Annotated in this window: 19 protein-coding genes; 12 read left to right on the top strand and 7 right to left on the bottom strand. The window is 36.3% G+C overall.

Annotated elements, in window-relative coordinates; genetic code table 11:
* Nucleotides 1-137: 137 nt before the first annotated feature.
* Both atpD and Q0874_RS01735 read left to right on the top strand, forming a co-directional pair.
* Nucleotides 138-1,646 carry a F0F1 ATP synthase subunit beta gene (atpD, locus tag Q0874_RS01740; RefSeq protein WP_299158591.1) on the top strand — a complete coding sequence of 503 codons (1,509 nt, stop codon included), beginning with the start codon at nt 138-140 and terminating at the stop codon, nt 1,644-1,646.
* 16 nt (nt 1,647-1,662) lie between these two features.
* The gene (locus tag Q0874_RS01735) at nt 1,663-1,941 is read left to right on the top strand and encodes a hypothetical protein (protein ID WP_299158588.1); all 279 of its coding nucleotides are present in this window, start codon (nt 1,663-1,665) and stop codon (nt 1,939-1,941) included.
* Between the two features lie 49 nt (nt 1,942-1,990).
* Here Q0874_RS01735 and Q0874_RS01730 read toward each other — a convergent pair whose 3' ends face one another.
* Nucleotides 1,991-2,524, bottom strand: coding sequence for a GNAT family N-acetyltransferase (locus Q0874_RS01730; protein WP_299158585.1), 534 nt, complete (start codon nt 2,522-2,524; stop codon nt 1,991-1,993).
* A 60-nt stretch (nt 2,525-2,584) separates the two neighbouring features.
* Between Q0874_RS01730 and Q0874_RS01725 the strand changes: the two genes are divergently transcribed.
* From Q0874_RS01725 to bioA, 4 genes are all read left to right on the top strand, one after another.
* Complete coding sequence (locus Q0874_RS01725; RefSeq protein ID WP_299158582.1) at nt 2,585-3,757, top strand: pyridoxal phosphate-dependent aminotransferase family protein; 1,173 nt, start codon at nt 2,585-2,587, stop codon at nt 3,755-3,757.
* Complete coding sequence (locus tag Q0874_RS01720; RefSeq protein WP_299158580.1) at nt 3,754-4,134, top strand: DUF2007 domain-containing protein; 381 nt, start codon at nt 3,754-3,756, stop codon at nt 4,132-4,134. Before Q0874_RS01725 ends, Q0874_RS01720 begins: the two co-directional genes overlap by 4 nt.
* Before the next feature lie 6 nt (nt 4,135-4,140).
* Nucleotides 4,141-4,758, top strand: a complete 618-nt coding sequence (gene bioD, locus Q0874_RS01715; RefSeq protein WP_299158578.1) for a dethiobiotin synthase — start codon at nt 4,141-4,143, stop codon at nt 4,756-4,758.
* Nucleotides 4,759-4,822: 64 nt separating this feature from the next.
* Entirely contained in the window at nt 4,823-6,094 is a 1,272-nt protein-coding gene (gene bioA, locus Q0874_RS01710) for an adenosylmethionine--8-amino-7-oxononanoate transaminase (RefSeq protein WP_299158575.1), read from the top strand.
* A gap of 15 nt (nt 6,095-6,109) precedes the next feature.
* Here bioA and Q0874_RS01705 read toward each other — a convergent pair whose 3' ends face one another.
* On the bottom strand, nt 6,110-6,538 hold the full coding sequence (locus Q0874_RS01705) for a cytochrome c oxidase assembly factor Coa1 family protein (RefSeq protein WP_299158573.1): 429 nt from the start codon (nt 6,536-6,538) through the stop codon (nt 6,110-6,112).
* Nucleotides 6,539-6,604: 66 nt separating this feature from the next.
* Between Q0874_RS01705 and Q0874_RS01700 the strand changes: the two genes are divergently transcribed.
* From Q0874_RS01700 to Q0874_RS01685, 4 genes are all read left to right on the top strand, one after another.
* Entirely contained in the window at nt 6,605-7,768 is a 1,164-nt protein-coding gene (locus tag Q0874_RS01700; RefSeq protein ID WP_299158570.1) for a beta-ketoacyl synthase N-terminal-like domain-containing protein, read from the top strand.
* Nucleotides 7,769-7,857: 89 nt separating this feature from the next.
* A complete protein-coding gene (gene bioB / locus Q0874_RS01695; RefSeq protein ID WP_299158568.1) occupies nt 7,858-8,958 on the top strand; it encodes a biotin synthase BioB in 1,101 nt (366 codons plus the stop codon).
* A 66-nt stretch (nt 8,959-9,024) separates the two neighbouring features.
* Nucleotides 9,025-9,882 (top strand): cupin-like domain-containing protein, encoded by an 858-nt coding sequence (locus Q0874_RS01690; RefSeq protein WP_299158566.1) that lies wholly within the window; start codon nt 9,025-9,027, stop codon nt 9,880-9,882.
* 96 nt (nt 9,883-9,978) lie between these two features.
* Nucleotides 9,979-11,145 (top strand): hypothetical protein, encoded by a 1,167-nt coding sequence (locus Q0874_RS01685; RefSeq protein ID WP_299158564.1) that lies wholly within the window; start codon nt 9,979-9,981, stop codon nt 11,143-11,145.
* Between the two features lie 9 nt (nt 11,146-11,154).
* On the opposite strand, the gene Q0874_RS01680 is transcribed toward Q0874_RS01685, so the two are convergent.
* The 5 genes from Q0874_RS01680 to Q0874_RS01660 all read right to left on the bottom strand — a co-directional run bounded on the left by Q0874_RS01680 (nt 11,155) and on the right by Q0874_RS01660 (nt 17,113).
* Entirely contained in the window at nt 11,155-11,814 is a 660-nt protein-coding gene (locus Q0874_RS01680; protein WP_299158562.1) for a sterol desaturase family protein, read from the bottom strand.
* 92 nt (nt 11,815-11,906) lie between these two features.
* Nucleotides 11,907-12,383 (bottom strand): regulatory protein RecX, encoded by a 477-nt coding sequence (locus tag Q0874_RS01675; RefSeq protein WP_299158561.1) that lies wholly within the window; start codon nt 12,381-12,383, stop codon nt 11,907-11,909.
* Nucleotides 12,384-12,445: 62 nt separating this feature from the next.
* A complete protein-coding gene (locus tag Q0874_RS01670) occupies nt 12,446-14,845 on the bottom strand; it encodes a glycogen debranching protein (RefSeq protein ID WP_299158559.1) in 2,400 nt (799 codons plus the stop codon).
* Nucleotides 14,846-15,018: 173 nt separating this feature from the next.
* Nucleotides 15,019-16,566, bottom strand: a complete 1,548-nt coding sequence (locus Q0874_RS01665; protein WP_299158556.1) for a ribonuclease E/G — start codon at nt 16,564-16,566, stop codon at nt 15,019-15,021.
* Between the two features lie 256 nt (nt 16,567-16,822).
* Entirely contained in the window at nt 16,823-17,113 is a 291-nt protein-coding gene (locus Q0874_RS01660; protein ID WP_019669139.1) for an HU family DNA-binding protein, read from the bottom strand.
* 125 nt (nt 17,114-17,238) lie between these two features.
* On the opposite strand from Q0874_RS01660, the gene mutY reads away from it, so the two are divergent.
* Nucleotides 17,239-18,285: an A/G-specific adenine glycosylase gene (gene mutY / locus Q0874_RS01655; RefSeq protein WP_299158550.1), complete on the top strand. Its 1,047-nt coding sequence runs from the start codon at nt 17,239-17,241 to the stop codon at nt 18,283-18,285.
* A 15-nt stretch (nt 18,286-18,300) separates the two neighbouring features.
* A complete protein-coding gene (locus Q0874_RS01650) occupies nt 18,301-18,768 on the top strand; it encodes a single-stranded DNA-binding protein (protein WP_299158548.1) in 468 nt (155 codons plus the stop codon).
* The last annotated feature ends 7 nt before the right edge of the window (nt 18,769-18,775 follow it).

The raw sequence follows: 18,775 nt of genomic DNA, 5'->3' as shown, positions 1-18,775 counted from the left end.
TGTCCAGAAAATAAGGCAAAACAATTTCTATTTAAAATAGAAAAACATATCTTTGCAGCCTGAAAAAACAATCAATTTATATAAGATCTTAGGTTGTTTTTAAAGAGCGCTAATTTTTAAATATAAATACTTGCATAATGGCTAAAGTTACAGGTAGAGTATCCCAGATAATTGGACCGGTTATTGACGTAGAATTTCCATCTGGCACAGAACTGCCAAGAATTTATGATTCCCTGGAAATTACCAGGAAGGATGGATCTCTTTTGGTATTGGAAGTGCAATCACATACTGGGGAAAATATAATTAGGTCAATTTCTATGGACTCTACAGATGGTTTGAGCAGGGGTACGGAAGTAGTATCTACAGGTAATGCCATTCAAATGCCAGTTGGGGAAGATATTTACGGACGCCTGTTTAATGTAATTGGAGATGCCATTGATGGTCTTGGAAATTTACCTAAGTCTGGTAAAAACGGACTTCCAATTCATAGAGAAGCTCCAAAATTTGAGGATTTATCTACGTCTACCGAAGTTCTCTTTACTGGAATAAAGGTCATAGATCTTATTGAACCTTATGCTAAAGGAGGTAAAATTGGATTATTTGGTGGTGCCGGTGTAGGTAAAACAGTATTGATTCAGGAGTTGATTAATAATATAGCTAAAGGTCATGGTGGTCTTTCAGTATTCGCAGGTGTTGGTGAGCGTACGAGAGAAGGAAATGATTTGTTACGTGAAATGCTCGAATCCGGAATCATAAAATACGGGGATGACTTTTTGCATTCTATGGAAGAAGGAGGATGGGACTTATCTAAGGTTGATAAGAATGTTATGAAAGAATCCAAAGCGACATTTGTTTTTGGACAGATGAATGAACCTCCGGGAGCTCGTGCAAGGGTAGCACTTTCAGGTCTTACAATTGCTGAATATTTTAGGGATGGAGCAGGAGAAGGACAAGGTAAAGATGTGCTATTTTTTGTTGATAATATTTTCCGTTTTACCCAGGCAGGTTCAGAAGTATCTGCCCTTTTAGGGAGGATGCCTTCTGCGGTAGGTTACCAGCCTACTCTTGCCACAGAAATGGGAACAATGCAGGAACGAATTACATCAACAAAAAGAGGTTCCATTACCTCAGTACAAGCTGTTTACGTGCCAGCGGATGACTTAACAGACCCGGCGCCGGCAACTACTTTTGCCCATTTAGATGCTACTACTGTTTTGTCGAGGAAAATTGCGGAACTTGGTATTTATCCGGCGGTTGATCCTCTGGATTCTACTTCAAGAATTCTTACCGAAGAGATATTGGGAAAAGATCATTATGCCTGTACTCAAAGGGTTAAAGAACTTCTGCAGCACTATAAGGAATTACAGGATATTATCGCTATTCTCGGAATGGAAGAACTCTCAGAAGAAGATAAATTGGCAGTTGGCAGGGCAAGACGAGTACAGCGATTTTTGTCGCAACCCTTCCACGTAGCTGAACAATTTACCGGGATACCTGGTGTTTTGGTTGATATTAAGGAGACCATAAAAGGATTTAATATGATTATGGATGGGGAATTAGATCATTTACCTGAAGCTGCATTTAACCTTAAAGGAACTATTGAAGAAGCGATTGAAGCCGGTGAAAAAATGTTGGCTGAAGCTTAATAAGAATATTTAAATTATGTACCTAGAAATTGTATCCCCTGAAGCTATATTATTTGCTGGAGAAGTTATTTCTGTAACCGTACCCGGAATAAACGGGGAATTTCAGATGCTTACCAACCATGCACCCATAGTTTCAATACTTCAGGAAGGTGAGGTGAAGATTCAAGGAGAGATTCAGATTGAGGAGGAGTATGAAGATAAGTTTACTAAAGATTCTAATGGAAAAACTATTCTCCATATTAATAGTGGCACAATAGAATTAAATGATAACAAATTAATAGTTCTTGCCGATTAAAGTATTCTGAAAAATATCTAAAAAAGCCATACAACTTGTATGGTTTTTTTTATTTCAGGGCTAATAAACACCATTTCCTTCCATTGTAATTATAAGTCTTAAGTTCGATGAAACCAACCGCGAAGTGGGCGTTAAGTGAACGTTTATTTAATGCATCTACCTCAGTAATAATGCAATTGTAATTTGTCTTGAGAACATCTTGCATTTTCTTGTAAAGCTTCTGAAAAACTCCCTTTTTCCGATATTCTTTCTGAATACAAACCTGTCCCATTACCATGAATTTTTCACCAGGGGCCAAGACAGAATTAATTTCTTCAAACATGGGTTTTAGTATATCAATTTCATTATTAAATTTAGGATGCATACACAAGGCATATCCAATAACTTCATCATTTTCCTTGGCAATAATATGTGGGCATCTACTATTCATACGATCCAATAAGTCCAGGGAATGAGTTACAGTTAGAAAACCTTCCTGTTCTATTTCTTTAATAGATAATGCCTTAGGAATGTTTTTTTTCTGCAGGGAAAGAATTTGTTCCAATTCCAATCTGCTTTGTACACGGCCAATTTGAATTGTCATTGTTTGGAGTTTCTATGATTCAATATACTATTTAAAAATAGGATATACTACATTTGTGAAATGGGTCATTTTCCGGAAAAATTACATAAAAAATTAACCGAACGGGAGAAAATCAATGCACTTAGAACCTTGCCAGAAGGTAATTTGGGAATTGATTTTTCATCTAATGACTATTTAGGAATTGCACAAAATCATATTGTTTTTGAAAAGGCAATTAGTATTCTTTCTGAACAGGGAATAAATTATAATGGTGCTACCGGTTCAAGGTTGCTTACGGGAAACAGTATTTTATTTAGTGAGGCGGAAAAACTACTTAGGGAACAACATAGGGCAGATTCGGCCTTGATTTTTAATTCGGGATATGATGCAAATATTGGCCTGTTTTCGTCAGTGCCGCAAAGAGATGATATAATATTATACGACGAGTTTATTCATGCCAGTATTAGAGATGGGATTAAAATGAGTAATTCCCGGAACTATAAGTTTAAACATAACGATCTTCATGACTTATTATCGCAAATCTTGCGAGGACAAGAAAAAGACACTAATAATGGTAATAAAGAAATTTATATAGTTACAGAATCTGTTTTTTCAATGGATGGAGATTCACCAGACCTGAAAGCATTGTCCCAATTATGCCAAAAATACAAATGTCGCCTGATTGTTGATGAAGCGCATGCTATTGGCTTATTTGGTTCAAATGGCAGCGGCAGGGTTCAGGAATTGGAATTGCAGGAAGGTGTTTTTGCCAGGATTATCACTTTTGGTAAGGCCCTGGGATGTCATGGTGCGGCAATTTTAGGAAGTGCAGACCTGAATAAATATTTAATGAACTTTGCAAGAAGCTTTATCTATACCACCGGGTTGCCACCTCATTCCGTAGCAACTGTTATCGCGGCATATCAGTTTATGAAAAGTCCAGCAGGATTTAAAGAGAGAGAATTGCTTCATGAAAATATTGCGTTGTTTAATACACAGAAGGAGCTTCTGGGTATTTCTTCTTTATTTATTCCCAGTAACTCAGCCATTCATTCATGTATTGTTAAAGGAAATAATGAAGTAAAGCAAATAGCGCAAGAAATTCAAAAAAATTCATTCGACGTTAGGCCTATTCTATCTCCTACCGTGCCTGAAGGAGAGGAACGTTTACGTTTTTGTTTGCATAGCTTTAATTCAAAAGAGGATATTTGCATTATATTACAACAATTAGTACTTGCAATTAAAAAGATATGAATCAGGAATTTTATACGCTTGGTGCATTTGAATATGTTGCCGATGTGCAGATTATTAAAGGGAAACTGGAGTCTGAAGGCATTCGGGTATTTTTAAAGGACGAAAACACTATAAATACAGATCCTTTGATAAGTCAGGCTATTGGTGGGGTAAAGTTGCAGGTTTACTCAAAAGATAAAGACAAGGCTTTGAATATATATAATGAAATAAGAAGTTATGCTCTGGACAGCAAAGGAAATCTAATTACCTGCCCAAATTGTAAAGCACAAAGATCTGAAGTATACTATAGTAGAAAGGGCATAATTAATAAGCTGTTTCCATTTTTTGAAAAGAAGAAATACAAATGTCTGAAGTGTAATATGATTACCCAACCGTAAAGTACTATGAAGCGAATATTTGTTACCGGTATTTCAACTGATGTAGGAAAGACCATTGCCTCGGCGATTATCACAGAGGCTTTGGAAGCAGATTACTGGAAACCTATACAAGCAGGCGATCTTGAGCATTCGGACAGTCATAAGATCAAAGAATTGATTTCCAATAAGAAGACTGTGGTCCACCAGAATAGTTATGCGCTAAAAACGCCAATGAGTCCTCATGCGGCTGCAGAAATAGATAATCTTATAATTGATATAGCCCAAATTATAGAGCCACAAACAACAAATCATCTGGTAATTGAAGGGGCAGGAGGTTTAATGGTCCCTTTAAACGAAGAGGATACCATTTTAGATATCATCAAAGAACATTATCAGGTAATAGTAGTTTCGAGACATTATTTAGGAAGTATTAACCATTCATTGTTAACCATTGAAAGCTTAAAGCAAAAAGGGTTTAACGTGGCTGTTATATTCAGTGGTAATGAACATCCAAGCACCGAAGGCATCATAATTAGAAAGACAGGGGTAAAGGTATTAGGCAGGATTGAAGAGGAAACTAACTTTGATAAACACCTCATTAAACAATATGCTGCTAAATTCTATCCAATGCTGAAAACACTTTGAGTATTATTATGATTAAGTCTAATCAAAGGTCAGTCAGTAAAACTGACAATTATAATCTGAAATATTGAAAAACTTAACGGAAAGAGATAAAAAGTATATATGGCACCCGCTTACGCAGCATAAACTTAATTCTGATATGCTGGGTATAGTAAAGGCGAAAGGCGCTATCCTGTACGACGAAAACGGTGGTGAATACATAGATGGTATTGCATCCTGGTATACTTCAATGTACGGACATTGCAATGAATATATCCTTGAAAAGGTACAACACCAAATGGCGGTACTCGATCAGGTAGTATTTAGTGGTTTTACCCATGAACCAGCAATTAGGCTATCAGAAGAGTTAATAAATATATTACCTTCTAATCAGCAAAAAATATTCTTTTCAGACAATGGCTCTACAGCTACAGAAGTTGGAATTAAAATGGCCTTACAATATCATTATAATCGAGGTAATAAACGAAAAGTACTTCTGGCTTTTGAGGAGGGCTTTCATGGAGATACGTTTGGGGCTATGTCTGTCTCCGGACTTTCTGTTTATAATGGCCCGTTTGAAGATTATTTTATTAAAGTTGAACGTATACTGACCCCAACGAAAGAGAATGTGGGAGATATTTTACTTCAGCTGACGGAAAGACTTAGTCAAAACGATATTGCGGGATTTATCTATGAACCTCTGGTACAGGGAGCAGCGGCGATGAAGATGCATGATGCAGAAGGCTTGAATATGATTCTTGAATTGCTTAATAAACATCAGGTCCTGCTAATTGCAGATGAGGTCATGACCGGATTTGGTAAGACGGGAAAGAATTTTGCCTCAGATCATTTACCTGTTAAGCCAGATATTATATGCCTTTCTAAAGCACTTACTGCCGGTTTAATGCCTATGGGTGTAACTTCATGCACTCAGCAGGTCTATGATGCATTTTATAGTACTGATATTGCTAAAGGTCTATTCCATGGCCATACCTATACTGCAAATCCATTAGCTTGTGTGGCGGCATTGGCTGGCATTGAATTACTTCAATCTGAACAAATTCAAAAAGACATCCGGCGAGTCATTAAATCTCATCAGGAGTTTGGTTTGAAAATTAAGGGACATCCGAAGGTGGCTGAAATTCGTCAGTGCGGAATTATCTTTGCACTGGACTTGAATATTAAAATGGAGCGTTATGGTAGATTACGTGACCGGTTGTTTAATTTTTTTATGACGCATGGTGTGTTCTTACGGCCATTAGGGAATACAATCTATATTTTGGCACCATATACCATTACTGCATCTCAGTTAAAACGGGTATATGATATCATTGAACTTGCATTGGATTCGGAAGTTTAGGATTTACAAAAAACCTTACTCCCATTCTTCGTTAAGGAGGTTCAGCTCTTCATTATCCTGTATAACGACCCTAATTTCATGATAGGTCCAATTATCGCCTATAGCGGTAGCTTTAATAAATAAAGTCCCGTTATCCTTAGGCCCCTTAACAGGGACTTTCATATTAACACTTTTTTCATTACCGGTCCAATTAAATTCCCCTTGAATTATTCCGTTTTTTTCTATAGGAGAACCCATTTGTTCAACGATGTTAGGGTCCGCGTTAATTTTTTCAAGAGCGTATTCCAAAGGGACCGAATCTTCCAGCATAGAAGTAACGCCAAAAAAAATAGAACCAATAGAAACCCCAATAATTATCAGAACAGTTAAACACCCACCTACTGGTACAGCCCATGACCAATTTCGTTTCCACCAGCCCTGTTCAGGCACCAATTCATTGTTCATTGTTTTTCATATTGTTTTTATACATTCAAGGTAAGAACTTTTATTTTTACTCTAAATAAGTATGCCGTGGCTCAACCTATAACTATTACATCAATTGCTTCTATTTCCCCTTTGGGTAATAATGAAGAGGATATTTGGGCCAGTTATCAAAATGTAAACCATCTTTTTAAAAAAGTGACTTTTGGGGATAGGCCTGCATGGGTAGGTTCCTTGTCAGAATCTGGCAGATTAGAAATAGAGATGCTTAGAAATAGTAATTCCAAATATCAGAATCTGGATGATAGTGTCCTTTATGGTATTTTTTCAGCCAGGCGAGCAGCTGCATATGCAGGCTGGGGAGAAAATGAAAATTTTGGAGTTAATATTGGTTCCTCTCGGGGTGCTACAGGGCTTTTTGAAAAGTATCACAATGAGTTTTTGCGTAAGGGTTCTACCGCTGTTTTAACATCTCCGACCACCACATTGGGAAATATTTCTTCTTGGATAGCCCATGACCTTAAGTCAAAAGGCCCCAACATTTCACACTCTATTACTTGTTCTACAGCACTGCATGCTATTTTAAATGGTGTGGCATGGCTTAGAAGTGGCATGGCGGAAAAATTTCTTGTAGGAGGCAGTGAAGCACCATTGACCTCTTTTACTATTGCTCAGATGCGGGCATTAAAAATATATGCTCAGGAAGATAATAGCGAATACCCCTGCAGAGCTCTTGACCTTGATAAAGGAAAAAATTCGATGGTCCTGGGTGAAGGGGCAGGTGCCGCATGTCTGGAATTTGGAATTGGGAAAAACGCACTTGCTATAATAGAAGGTCTCGGATTTGCCACAGAATCATTAGAACATAATATTTCTCTTTCCGCAGACGCTCAGTGTCTGCAAGATTCAATGCTTATGGCTTTAGGTAGTATAGATCGTAAAGAAGTTGATATTATTATCATGCATGCCCCGGGAACTATAAAAGGGGATACAGCAGAATTTGCTGCCATTCAGAAGGTTTTCGGAAATTCCATACCCTCTCTTACCACAAACAAATGGAAAGTAGGACATACTTTTGGTGCATCCGGAATCCTAAGCGTAGAAATGGCTATTTTAATGTTGCAGTATCAAAGATTTTCAGGGGTTCCTTTTATGAAGTTTAATCCACCTCATAAAATAAACAGAGTACTTATAAATGCGGTAGGCTTTGGTGGAAATGCGGTTAGTATTTTATTAAAAAACCCCAAAAACTGAGCTGTTAAGATCACCACAATTAAGATTTGATTTATCGATTTTTTTACGGATTAAAGATTATTTTTGATGTTTATATAAAATTCTTACATATGGGTGCAGAACGACATAACTGGACAACACAGGAGATTCTTGAAATATATAATAAACCCTTGATGGAATTATTATACGAAGCAGCCACAGAACATCGCAGGTTTCACGATCCGAATACGGTGCAGGTATCTACTTTACTTTCCATTAAGACCGGAGGTTGTCCTGAAGATTGTGGTTATTGCCCCCAGGCAGCACGTTACCATACAGATATTGAAAACAATGACTTGATGACTGTTCAGCAGGTAAAGGCGCAGGCATTGAGGGCTAAAGAATCCGGAAGTTCAAGAGTTTGCATGGGAGCTGCATGGCGTAATGTAAAGGATGGCCATGAATTTGAACAGGTTTTAGAAATGGTAAGAACCATCAATAAACTGGATATGGAGGTTTGTTGTACGTTAGGAATGCTAACGGAAAATCAAGCAAGGCGATTGGCAGAAGCCGGTCTTTATGCTTATAATCACAACCTGGACACATCTGAAAATTATTATAAGGATGTAATATCAACAAGGGCTTTCGACGATAGATTAAAAACTATTGAAAATGTCAGGAAAAGCAACGTAACTGTTTGCAGTGGAGGTATTATTGGGATGGGCGAAAGATTAGAAGACAGAGCAGGAATGTTAGTAGCCTTATCTACGTTAAATCCTCAACCGGAATCTGTACCTATTAATGCACTTGTAGCTGTGGAAGGCACACCCATGGAGGATATTGACCCTATTTCTATCTGGGATATGATAAGGATGGTGGCTACAACCCGAATTGTTATGCCTAAAACCCAGGTAAGATTATCCGCCGGCAGAACAGAAATGACCAGGGAAGGACAGGCAATGTGCTTTTTTGCAGGAGCCAACTCGATTTTTGCCGGTGATAAGTTGTTGACAACACCGAATCCTGATGTAAATGAAGATTTGCGTATGTTTGATCAATTAGGCCTTATTCCGCAAAAACCATTTGTTAAGGCACCACAGCCAAAGACGGTTGAAGCAAATGAATCTAAGTTGCAACCAATTGGAGAAAAGCCAAAATGGTCAAGACCGGAACATAAGATAGAGCGCAATGAACTTGCAAAGGCGAAATCCAATCCAGGAAGCCTGTCATAGCAAGATCATTACCATGAAACCTTTATTAGGTTTTTCGACTTTCAAATTTAATATACCTCTTAGATTTTGCATTTAAAGGATATACCAAGAGTAAGAACTATTAGCCGGGAGGACTTTATAAAAAACTATTATAAGCCTCAAAAACCTGTTGTAATTGAAAAATTCATAACAGATTGGCCGGCCTATTCTAAATGGGATTTTGATTATATGAAACAGGTTGCAGGTGATATAACAGTTCCTCTGTATGACGACAGGCCTGTTGATTATAGGGACGGATTTAATGAGCCTCATGCCAGAATGAAGATGGCAGATTACATAGATCTTATTCGACAGCAACCAACGAAATACAGAATATTTTTATGGAATTTAATCAAGGAAGCTCCGCAGCTCCAAAAAGATTTCTCTTATCCTGATTTTGGTTTGCGATTAATGAAAGGTCTTCCAATGTTGTTTTTTGGAGGAAAGGATTCGTATACTTTTATGCATTATGATATTGATCTTGCCAATATTTTCCATTTTCATTTCGAAGGTAAAAAGGAATGTATCCTTTTTCCCCAAACTGAAAATAAATTTCTCTATAAAGTACCTCATTCACTAATTACGCACGAAAGCATAAATTTTTCCAACCCAAATTTAGACGAATGGCCCGCCTTGCAATACGCCAGCGGATTTAGGACCCAATTAAATCATGGAGAAGTCCTCTATATACCGGAAGGTTTTTGGCATTATATGAAATATATAACGCCCGGGTTTTCAATGAGCTTACGCGGGATTGCCCATAGCTCCAAAAATCTTAGCAAAGCGGTATACAATGTCTTTTTTATGAGACATTTTGACAATCTGATGCGAAGAATTAGAGGGCAACAATGGATAGACTGGAAAAATGACCAGGCAATAAAAAGGACGAATAGGATATTACTTTAATTTCATATTTAGAAAGCAGTTAAAATAAAAATTGATGACCACTTTATCTTTTCTTTCGATTTATGATTATGTTTACATTTCTTTTAATTGTATTTAATGCATCTTGTCGAAGTAAAGTCCCACCGCGATTGTAAAAGATTCGTTTCGTTCCCAGTTGATCTTTACAAAAATCAAAAACAATATATAAGACCTCTAGATAAGGATATTGCAGATATTTTTGATCCTGTGGTCAACAAAAACTTTGAACGTGGTAATTGTGTCCGATGGCTTTTATTTAATGATGATAAAATTATCGGTCGTATTGCGGCTTTTATTTTAAGAAAGACCTCTGCAAAGGGTGAAACTGAATCCTTTGGCGGGGTAGGTTTTTTTGAATGTATTAATGATCAAAATGCTGCTAATATATTGTTCGATATAAGCAAAAAATGGTTATTGGACCAGGGCGTTGAATTTATGGATGGACCTATAAATTTCGGAGCAAGAGACAAATGGTGGGGTCTTTTAACCAAAGGGTATGAACTAGAACCCAATTATCAATGCAATTACAATTTTCCTTATTATAAGACACTCTTTGAAAATTATGGTTTCCGGACCTATTTTGAGCACTATACCTTCTTAAAAGTAATAAAGGAAGATGTGAATCCAAGATTAGAGCGAAAGGCCACTATTGTAAACAGTAATCCTGATTATTCGTTTGAACATTTCAACATGGAAAAGTTTGAAGAACAAACGGATAGTATAATTGATATGTACAACAAGGCATGGGTAAATCATGAGGGAGTTTCAGCTATATCCAGGGAACAGGGGCATTTACTGATGAACAAATTGAAGCCAATTATTGACGAAAAAATAATTTGGTTCGCTTATTATAAAGGAGAACCGGTAGCCTTCTACATAAATATTCCAGAAGTAAATCAATGGTTCAAATATGTCAACGGAAAGTTAGATCTTATCGGGAAATTAAAATTCGTTTGGCATAAATGGCGTAAAAGAAACAAAAAGATGTTGGGATTTGTATTTGGGGTTGTACCGGCACATCAGGGTAAAGGACTGGACGGCGGAATAATACATGCATTTCATAACATGGCTAAAAGTCTATCCAACCAATATGAAGTTATTGAAATTAATGGAATTGGTGATTTTAACAGAAAAATGATTATTGTAGTAAAGCAGGTAGGGGGTGAGATATGTAAAATACATACCACTTATCGATACTTATTTGATAGAACAAAACCTTTCGAAAGAATGAAGGCAATAAAATAGAAATCTAGGTTATGCCAATTCTTCTTTTTTCCCTTTTACCTTAGCAGGAGGCATAGTTCCAAAGACTTTATCCCAAAAAGTATTTGATACACCGAAGGCCTTATCAGGATATCTGTAATGGTGCAGACTATGATGCTGCCATAAATTCTTGAATCTCTTTGGAGGTCGCATGATGTGTGTGGCCCTGTGAACAAATGAATACATTAAATAACCTGTGAAAAATCCAGGAAAAAAACCAAAGGATAACTGAGATATTCCAAGCACCCAGAAAATAGAATAGAATAGAAGAAATAAAACACTTGCCATAATTAAGCCCGGAACGGGAGGCATTAACAAGCGTTCTTCATCTCTGGGATAATGGTGGTGGGAACCATGCATAACAAAATGAAAACGCTGAGACCATTTTGCTTCCGTAACCCAATGGAAAATAAAGCGATGCAACATATATTCTGCAAATGTCCAAAAGAAAACACCAGTAATAAAAAGGCCTATAATTTCTATAGGAGATAAACCTATTTTTATATAAGTAAAGGAAATCATTGCTATGATAGTAAGTCCATAAACAATGATATTTTGAATTGGATTTGTTTTGGTAAGACTTTCCAAAAACGGGTTTTTGAATATTCTTGCCTGACCGTGATGAAACTCTGTCGTAACTTTTGGCTTCATATCATTTATATTTAAGCGGCAAAGTTACGAAATACAGCCCTAAATACAAGTGTTTTGTTCCGGGAACGATTAAAAATTGAAACTGTGATATTCTAGGATATAAGTTCAGAAATTTTTGAATAAACCAAATTTATTTCCCAACCCCTATATAATAAATAGTCAGCCAGCTTTTTTCTCCTTTTTTGCAGATTCTGTTCTTTAATTTGTATTAACCTCTTCCGGGCTATCAAGTCTAATTTTTGTACATAATCTTCTTCATCTATCTCTTCCAAAGCCAGTTTTATGTTGAATTTTGATATGTTTCGTCGTTTCAATTCTGCAACGATTTTTCCTTTGCCCCAATTTTTTACATTAAATTTTCCTCTGGCGTAACTCCTGGAAAATCGTTCTTCATTTAAAAAATCATTTTGAATTAAATGAGTGGTTATAAGATCTATCGCCTCGGGAATCATTCGCATTGATCGTAATTTTGTTATAACCTCCAAATGGCAACGTTCCTGATAAGCACAATACCTTTCTGCCTTTTTTTTGGCTTCATTAATCGAATAAGATTTTTGAGTATAATTCATAATAAGGACAATGATAACAGTTTTATTGAGAAGCCATACACAGATCTATATTTTTACAATTATTATTCAGAGGCTGTTTTAACTACAATAACCGGGTCTTTGGAAAGATAGAATATTTGATTTTCAGTTGTGGTTATTTCTGCATTACCTTTTACTATCTCGTAATTTCCATTTTCTATTTTTGGAAGCACTATTTCCAAAGTCCAGTCATTTTCGGTTTGAGTTACTTTTACTGTGGTTATTTTATCTTTTTTCTCAAAGAAAACAGAAATTTTGTTTTCTGCGATAATCACATTTTCTAAAGTAGCTGAGTTCCATTCATCGGGCATTTGAAGCTTAATCTGTACCTTTTTTTCTGATGCCGTGGGTCTGAAGCCGAAAAATTGATGAATTATTGGAATTGCAAAACTATAGATATTCCAGGCTTGAGTAATCATTCCATAATCTGGGGATACCTCATAAATACTTCCTGGAAGGGCATAACTAAATGTACGGGTCATCCTTTTAAGATAATTCAATGCATTATTGGGCCTTCCATAATTATTTTCTGCAATTGCCAGAACACCGGTTGGAAGGGTCATTACTGCACCTGTATATGAAAAGGTTTTACTTCCTTTAAAGGAACCGTCATCAGAACCTGCGGAAGCATCTCTGTCTATACCTGTTACAAAAACACCGAAAGGATTTACAAAATTCTCAGATGTTTGAAGCGCTTTAATTGCTTTATCATTCTCTGCAATTTTCATTTCCATTGGCGTATTTACCACCCAGTTATGATGCAGAACAAATGGCCTTAGTTCATTGGAAGGGTTCCTGATAATAGATTTTTTAGTCTCTTCCAATTCCTCAATTGCCCACGGCTTGTTTAAGGTATCTGCTCTTATTATTGCATCATCTATTAAATGTAAAGCCTGTTTATCTGTTCCAATAAAGTCTGCATAAGAGTTAAAATCTTCAGACCAAAAGTCTATATTAATTTTGTCTTTTAAAGTGTGCGCTATTTTCCCATAATCAGAGGCTAATGAATCCTCTCTTAGTTCTTTAGCCATTTTAGAAGCATCAGCAAAAGCTCTTTGGGTATAAACAGCTACATCTATCATTTCACTATCAAGGCCGTGTATTTCCATCATACCGAAACCATCGGGGAAAAGATTTTTGTTAGAATCATTTTCAGACATCAACCACTGTAGTCCTTTCTTAACTGTTGGAAAATACTTTTCCAAAAATTGTAAATCTCCGTTCCATAGATATATCTGCCATATTAATGATGCAAACTGCGGAGTTTCGTTAATATTTCCCTTGTTAAAGACAGCACCATTTGTAGACATTTCATGAAGGATTCTGCCATTGCCATTAACTGCTTTGGAAACACTATCCAGGAGATGAATTGTTTGATAAACGATATCTGTTTGCCCAATAGCCATATAACCTTGTAAGGCATATTCACTATCTATCCCAAACCACCATGGATAATCAGGAATTCCTGCAGTTATTCCTCTTCCAATTTCAGGAACATCCCTAATTAACCAATCACAATTATATTTTAGCCATTCAAATGCCTTTTGCAAATCCTTGTCGGGAATTGTCAGCTTGGATTGTTCTGCTAATTGACTATACCGTTGTTTTTTTGATGTAAGGTAATAGGTACTTTTATTTTGAATGGAATCATAAGTAGTTAATGCTTGTTTTTTGGATTGATAAGAACCGGCTATGGTAAAATTTATTATTTTAATTTCATTGGGTTCCAGGGAAATTTTATAAGTCAAATTACCTGATACCCCCAGGCCATGATGAATACTTTTTTCAAAACTGTATTCAGATGGTTGCATATGTGAGCCGAAAATCACATACCATGGATTTTTATTGTCCTTTATTAGCCATGCGCTGGAATTCTTTAGAAATTCTGCCTTGTCTTCACTATCTATCATCCCTGTTCGCTCTCCGAGCCAAACAGGTCTTAAATCGGAAAATCCGCTGAATATAAAGTCAAAATTTTGTGTTTTTTCTGATAGGTTTTTCAATTTATATTGAATCAGAAGCCCTTCCTTGCCATCAGGCACAAATTGAAAGCGTTCAATTTGTAGATTATTTTCACTAAGATTATAGGTATGTTTATTGGCATATGGATAGTTGACAAAAGAAGTTGCTGAATCCAATTTTAAACTTTGATCTCGCCAATCCAGCGTTACCTCAAACCCGTCCATTAATTTTATCGGGTGATCCCAGATACCGCCCATTTCGCCTTTAACATGCCACCCTAAATCAGGGAATGACCCATTTTGGTGACCCACCATATATACCCTATCCCCGGCTGTAACATAGGGAGAATTTAAATAGTCAATTTTACCATTTATAAAGGGGCTGTCTTTAATTATTTCCGAAAAATCGTCATTGTCAGGAGAGTGGGTACAAGAAGTAATCAGTAATAATAGCAGCAAAATTATACTGGTTGGATTTTTCATGTTTTTGGTTTTGACTAAAGCCTATTAACAACAAATTTATGAATAACGGTTATAATTCAGTCGAACAGATTTTTAAATTATAGGGGGGAAACATATTATTGATAATTAGTTTTTTTGATGCGGTTCTCTATAGGGCAAAAAAAAAAGCGACTCCGTTTAGGAAGTCGCTTTTTTTATCTAATAGTTTTGCCATCTTTATCTTTAAAATGGTATTCGAGATATGTATAAGCATCTCTTGGCTGAATTTTTATCCATTTTTTATATTCCATAAACCATTTGGAACGATGAGAGGGGAATCCTTTAGTCAAATATGCGGCAATAAAAGGATGTGTATTCAGCACGATTCCTTTATCCCTTGCAGGTCCTTTCATTATTCTTTCAAGATCTACATTCATTTTTTCAACTAAAACAATTGGAGCCTCTACTTCCTGGCCAAGGCCGCTGGGATTTACCTCAGTTGTCTTAATATTTACTTCGGGACGTACCCTTTGCCTGGTAATTTGTATAAGACCAAACTTGCTGGGAGGCAATATTTTATGTTTGGCTCTGTCTTCTTTCATCTCATCCCTCAGGTGATCAAAAAGTTTTCTTCTGTGATCGGCTTTTACCATGTCTATGAAATCGACAACAATGATACCACCCATATCTCGCAAACGTAATTGTCTTGCAATTTCTGAGGCGGCCAGGAGGTTCACTTCCAAAGCAGTATCTTCTTGATTTTTTGCTTTGTTGGAGCGGTTACCGCTATTCACGTCAATTACATGAAGAGCTTCGGTATGTTCTATCACCAAATAGGCGCCTTTACTCATAGACGCTGTGCGTCCAAAGGAGGTTTTGATCTGCCTTTCGATACCAAATTTTTCAAAAATTGGTACAGAAGAATTATACAACTTAACTATGGATTCTTTATTCGGTGCAATCTCTTGCACATAATCTTTAATCTGGTCATAAAGCGTCTCATCATCAACGTGTATACCGCTGAAGGAATCGTTAAAAACATCTCTCAATATTGAGGAAGCTCTATTCAGCTCAACCAAAACTTTGGAAGGTGCCGGCGCTTTATACAATTTCTTACACATTGCTGTCCACTTGTTCAGCAAGTTCTGAAGATCTTTGTCTAATTCTGCTACTTTTTTGCCTTCTGCAACTGTTCTTATAATTACCCCAAACCCTTTGGGTTTAATACTTTTTACTAGCCTTTTCAGCCTGTCTTTCTCCTCATTGCTTCCTATTTTTTGTGATACGGAAACACGATCTGAAAAAGGAACCATAACCAAATATCGTCCGGCTATGGAAAGTTCCGAACTAATTCGGGGGCCCTTGGTAGAAATGGGTTCTTTAACAATTTGCACTAAAAGAGACTGATTGGCTTTAATTACATTATTAATGCTGCCATGTTTATCAATATCTTTTTCAAATGGAAAATTTTTAAGGGAAAAATCTTTTAGTTTCCCGGTACTCACTAATTTAATAAACTTCAACATGCTGGATAATTGCGGTCCAAGGTCATGATAATGTAAAAATGCATCTTTTTCGTAACCTACGTTAACAAAAGCTGCATTGAGACCGGTAACCGGTTTCCTGACTTTGGCGATTAATATATCACCAACATTGAATTTATTATCGTCTTCATCTTTATGAAGTTCTATGAGTTTTCCATCATTTAATAAGGCAAAATCAACGGTATCAGAATTGGATCTTACGATTAATTCTCTATTCACCTGATTCAATTTTTATTCGTCACCTATACAATAGGGCGAATGGATTAAACAATAGTTGTAACAGGTTGTATAAACCCGTTGAAATTCTTTTTTGGAATTTCTATGTCAATGAACGTATAAAATGAAAAAGTAGTTAGATAACTACTTTTTCTTGTGGCGGTTAGCTCTCCTACGTTTTTTTCGTTTGTGGGTAGCTACCTTATGTCTTTTTCTTTTTTTACCACTCGGCATGAAAATATACTTTTTGTTGCTGTTATTATTTTACTTGTACGTTACTTTTTACTCCTTCTACAAAGACCTTTGCAGGTTTAAATGCAGGAATATTGTGAGCCGGTATTTTGATAGTAGTATTTTTAGAAATATTTCTACCTGTTTTTTCTGCTCTTGTTTTGATAATAAAACTGCCAAACCCTCTGAGATAAACATTATCTCCATTTTCTAAGGAAGATTTTACTTCTTCCATAAAACTTTCAACAGTTGCTTGTACGTCTCCTTTTTCTATGCCCAGTTTTTCTGAGATTCTCGATACAATGTCCGCTTTCGTCATTTTAGTATTTTAGATTTCTGTAAGTTTTTCAAGCTTGCAAATATATAAATTAAATTCATTCTTTCATCTTAATCGACTAATTTTAAGTATATAAACTCTTACTTTTGCTCATTAGTATTTAAGTGATGACGTTTTCAAAAAAAATTCTTCTTTGGTATTCTGAAAACAAAAGGTCACTTCCCTGGAGGAATACCACCGACCCATACAGGATATGGCTTTCAGAAATAATGTTGCAACAAACAAGAGTGGCTCAAGGAACGCCGTATTATATTAAGTTCATTGAACAATTCCCAACCGTTTATGAATTGGCGGATGCCAGTGAAGAAGAAGTTCTAAAACTTTGGCAGGGACTTGGATACTATTCCCGTGCCAGAAACCTGCACTATACTGCCAAAAAAATTGTAGAAGAATACAATGGGAACTTTCCGGATTCTTATGAAGAATTATTGAAATTAAAAGGAGTGGGAGATTATACAGCAAGCGCCATAGCATCTATAAGTTATAACCAACCCGAACCGGTTGTAGATGGCAATGTTTATAGGGTTTTAGCAAGGTATTTTGGTGTTGATATTCCAATAAATGAAGGAAAAGGAATAACATATTTTAAAAATCTGGCCCGGAAAGTTTTGAGTGCAAAGAACATAAGGGATTATAATCAGGGAATTATGGAGTTTGGTGCTATTCAGTGTACTCCTAAAAAGCCTCTTTGTTTATCCTGCCCATTAAATAAAACTTGTGTGGCACTTCAAACAAATAGTATTGATAAATACCCGGTAAAACTAAAAAAGGCGAAAGTAAAAAAGCGTTTTTTTAATTATCTGGTTGTTCTGGATGAAAATAGAAATACACATCTTATAAAAAGATCGGGTAAAGATATTTGGCAGAATTTATATGAGTTTCCACTAATAGAAACCCAGGAGGAAATAAGTGTTAAAGAGGTAAAACAAAGATTACCGGAAATTCTGACACTGGAGGAACCCCACCAGATATATGAGTCTTCAGATAAAACTATTGTACATAAATTGTCCCATCAACACTTATATACTAAGTTTTGGATAGTCAAAACATCAGACCGGTTGGCAGATGGATTGTCACCTATGGAGTTGGATAAATATCCTGTACCTGTTTTAATTGCAGAATTTATAAATACACTCAAAAAGTCGTACTTTTGATATAATTAAAATATTATGAGCGGAACATTGAATAAGGTGATGCTAATTGGGCATCTGGGAGACGAAGTAAAAATGCATTATTTTGATGGTGGCAACTGTATAGGTAGATTTCCTATCGCTACCAATGAATCTTATACTAATAAGCAAACCGGCGAAAAGGTTACTAATACAGAGTGGCATAATATAGTTGTTCGTAATAAAGCTGCAGAAATATGCGAAAAATACCTTAGCAAAGGAGATAAAATATATGTGGAGGGCAGATTAAAAACCAGACAATGGCAGGGAGAAGACGGCAATACCAGATACACTACAGAGGTTAATGTTCAGGATTTTACCTTTCTATCTACTAAGAAGGAAAGCATGGCCAATGTTACAGCCAATATTCCACAGAAACAGCCAATGTCAGGAACAACTGAACCCGATTCCACAAGGGACGTGCAACCTGTAAATGAGCAGGAACAGGATGATGATTTACCATTCTAAATAACTA

Origin of the sequence: uncultured Eudoraea sp. (genome assembly GCF_947490415.1) — a bacterium.
Taxonomy (GTDB): Bacteria; Bacteroidota; Bacteroidia; order Flavobacteriales; family Flavobacteriaceae; genus Eudoraea.
This window is presented reverse-complemented; position numbering and strand designations above follow the sequence as displayed.

Coding starts and splice junctions, on each gene's coding strand:
- atpD (WP_299158591.1), top strand. CDS start 138: ATGGCTAAAGTTACAGGTAGAGTATCCCAGATAATTGGACCGGTTATT.
- Q0874_RS01735 (WP_299158588.1), top strand. CDS start 1,663: ATGTACCTAGAAATTGTATCCCCTGAAGCTATATTATTTGCTGGAGAA.
- Q0874_RS01730 (WP_299158585.1), bottom strand. CDS start 2,524: ATGACAATTCAAATTGGCCGTGTACAAAGCAGATTGGAATTGGAACAA.
- Q0874_RS01725 (WP_299158582.1), top strand. CDS start 2,585: ATGGGTCATTTTCCGGAAAAATTACATAAAAAATTAACCGAACGGGAG.
- Q0874_RS01720 (WP_299158580.1), top strand. CDS start 3,754: ATGAATCAGGAATTTTATACGCTTGGTGCATTTGAATATGTTGCCGAT.
- bioD (WP_299158578.1), top strand. CDS start 4,141: ATGAAGCGAATATTTGTTACCGGTATTTCAACTGATGTAGGAAAGACC.
- Q0874_RS01705 (WP_299158573.1), bottom strand. CDS start 6,538: ATGAACAATGAATTGGTGCCTGAACAGGGCTGGTGGAAACGAAATTGG.
- bioB (WP_299158568.1), top strand. CDS start 7,858: ATGGGTGCAGAACGACATAACTGGACAACACAGGAGATTCTTGAAATA.
- Q0874_RS01685 (WP_299158564.1), top strand. CDS start 9,979: ATGCATCTTGTCGAAGTAAAGTCCCACCGCGATTGTAAAAGATTCGTT.
- Q0874_RS01680 (WP_299158562.1), bottom strand. CDS start 11,814: ATGAAGCCAAAAGTTACGACAGAGTTTCATCACGGTCAGGCAAGAATA.
- Q0874_RS01675 (WP_299158561.1), bottom strand. CDS start 12,383: ATGAATTATACTCAAAAATCTTATTCGATTAATGAAGCCAAAAAAAAG.
- Q0874_RS01670 (WP_299158559.1), bottom strand. CDS start 14,845: ATGAAAAATCCAACCAGTATAATTTTGCTGCTATTATTACTGATTACT.
- Q0874_RS01660 (WP_019669139.1), bottom strand. CDS start 17,113: ATGACGAAAGCGGACATTGTATCGAGAATCTCAGAAAAACTGGGCATA.
- mutY (WP_299158550.1), top strand. CDS start 17,239: ATGACGTTTTCAAAAAAAATTCTTCTTTGGTATTCTGAAAACAAAAGG.
- Q0874_RS01650 (WP_299158548.1), top strand. CDS start 18,301: ATGAGCGGAACATTGAATAAGGTGATGCTAATTGGGCATCTGGGAGAC.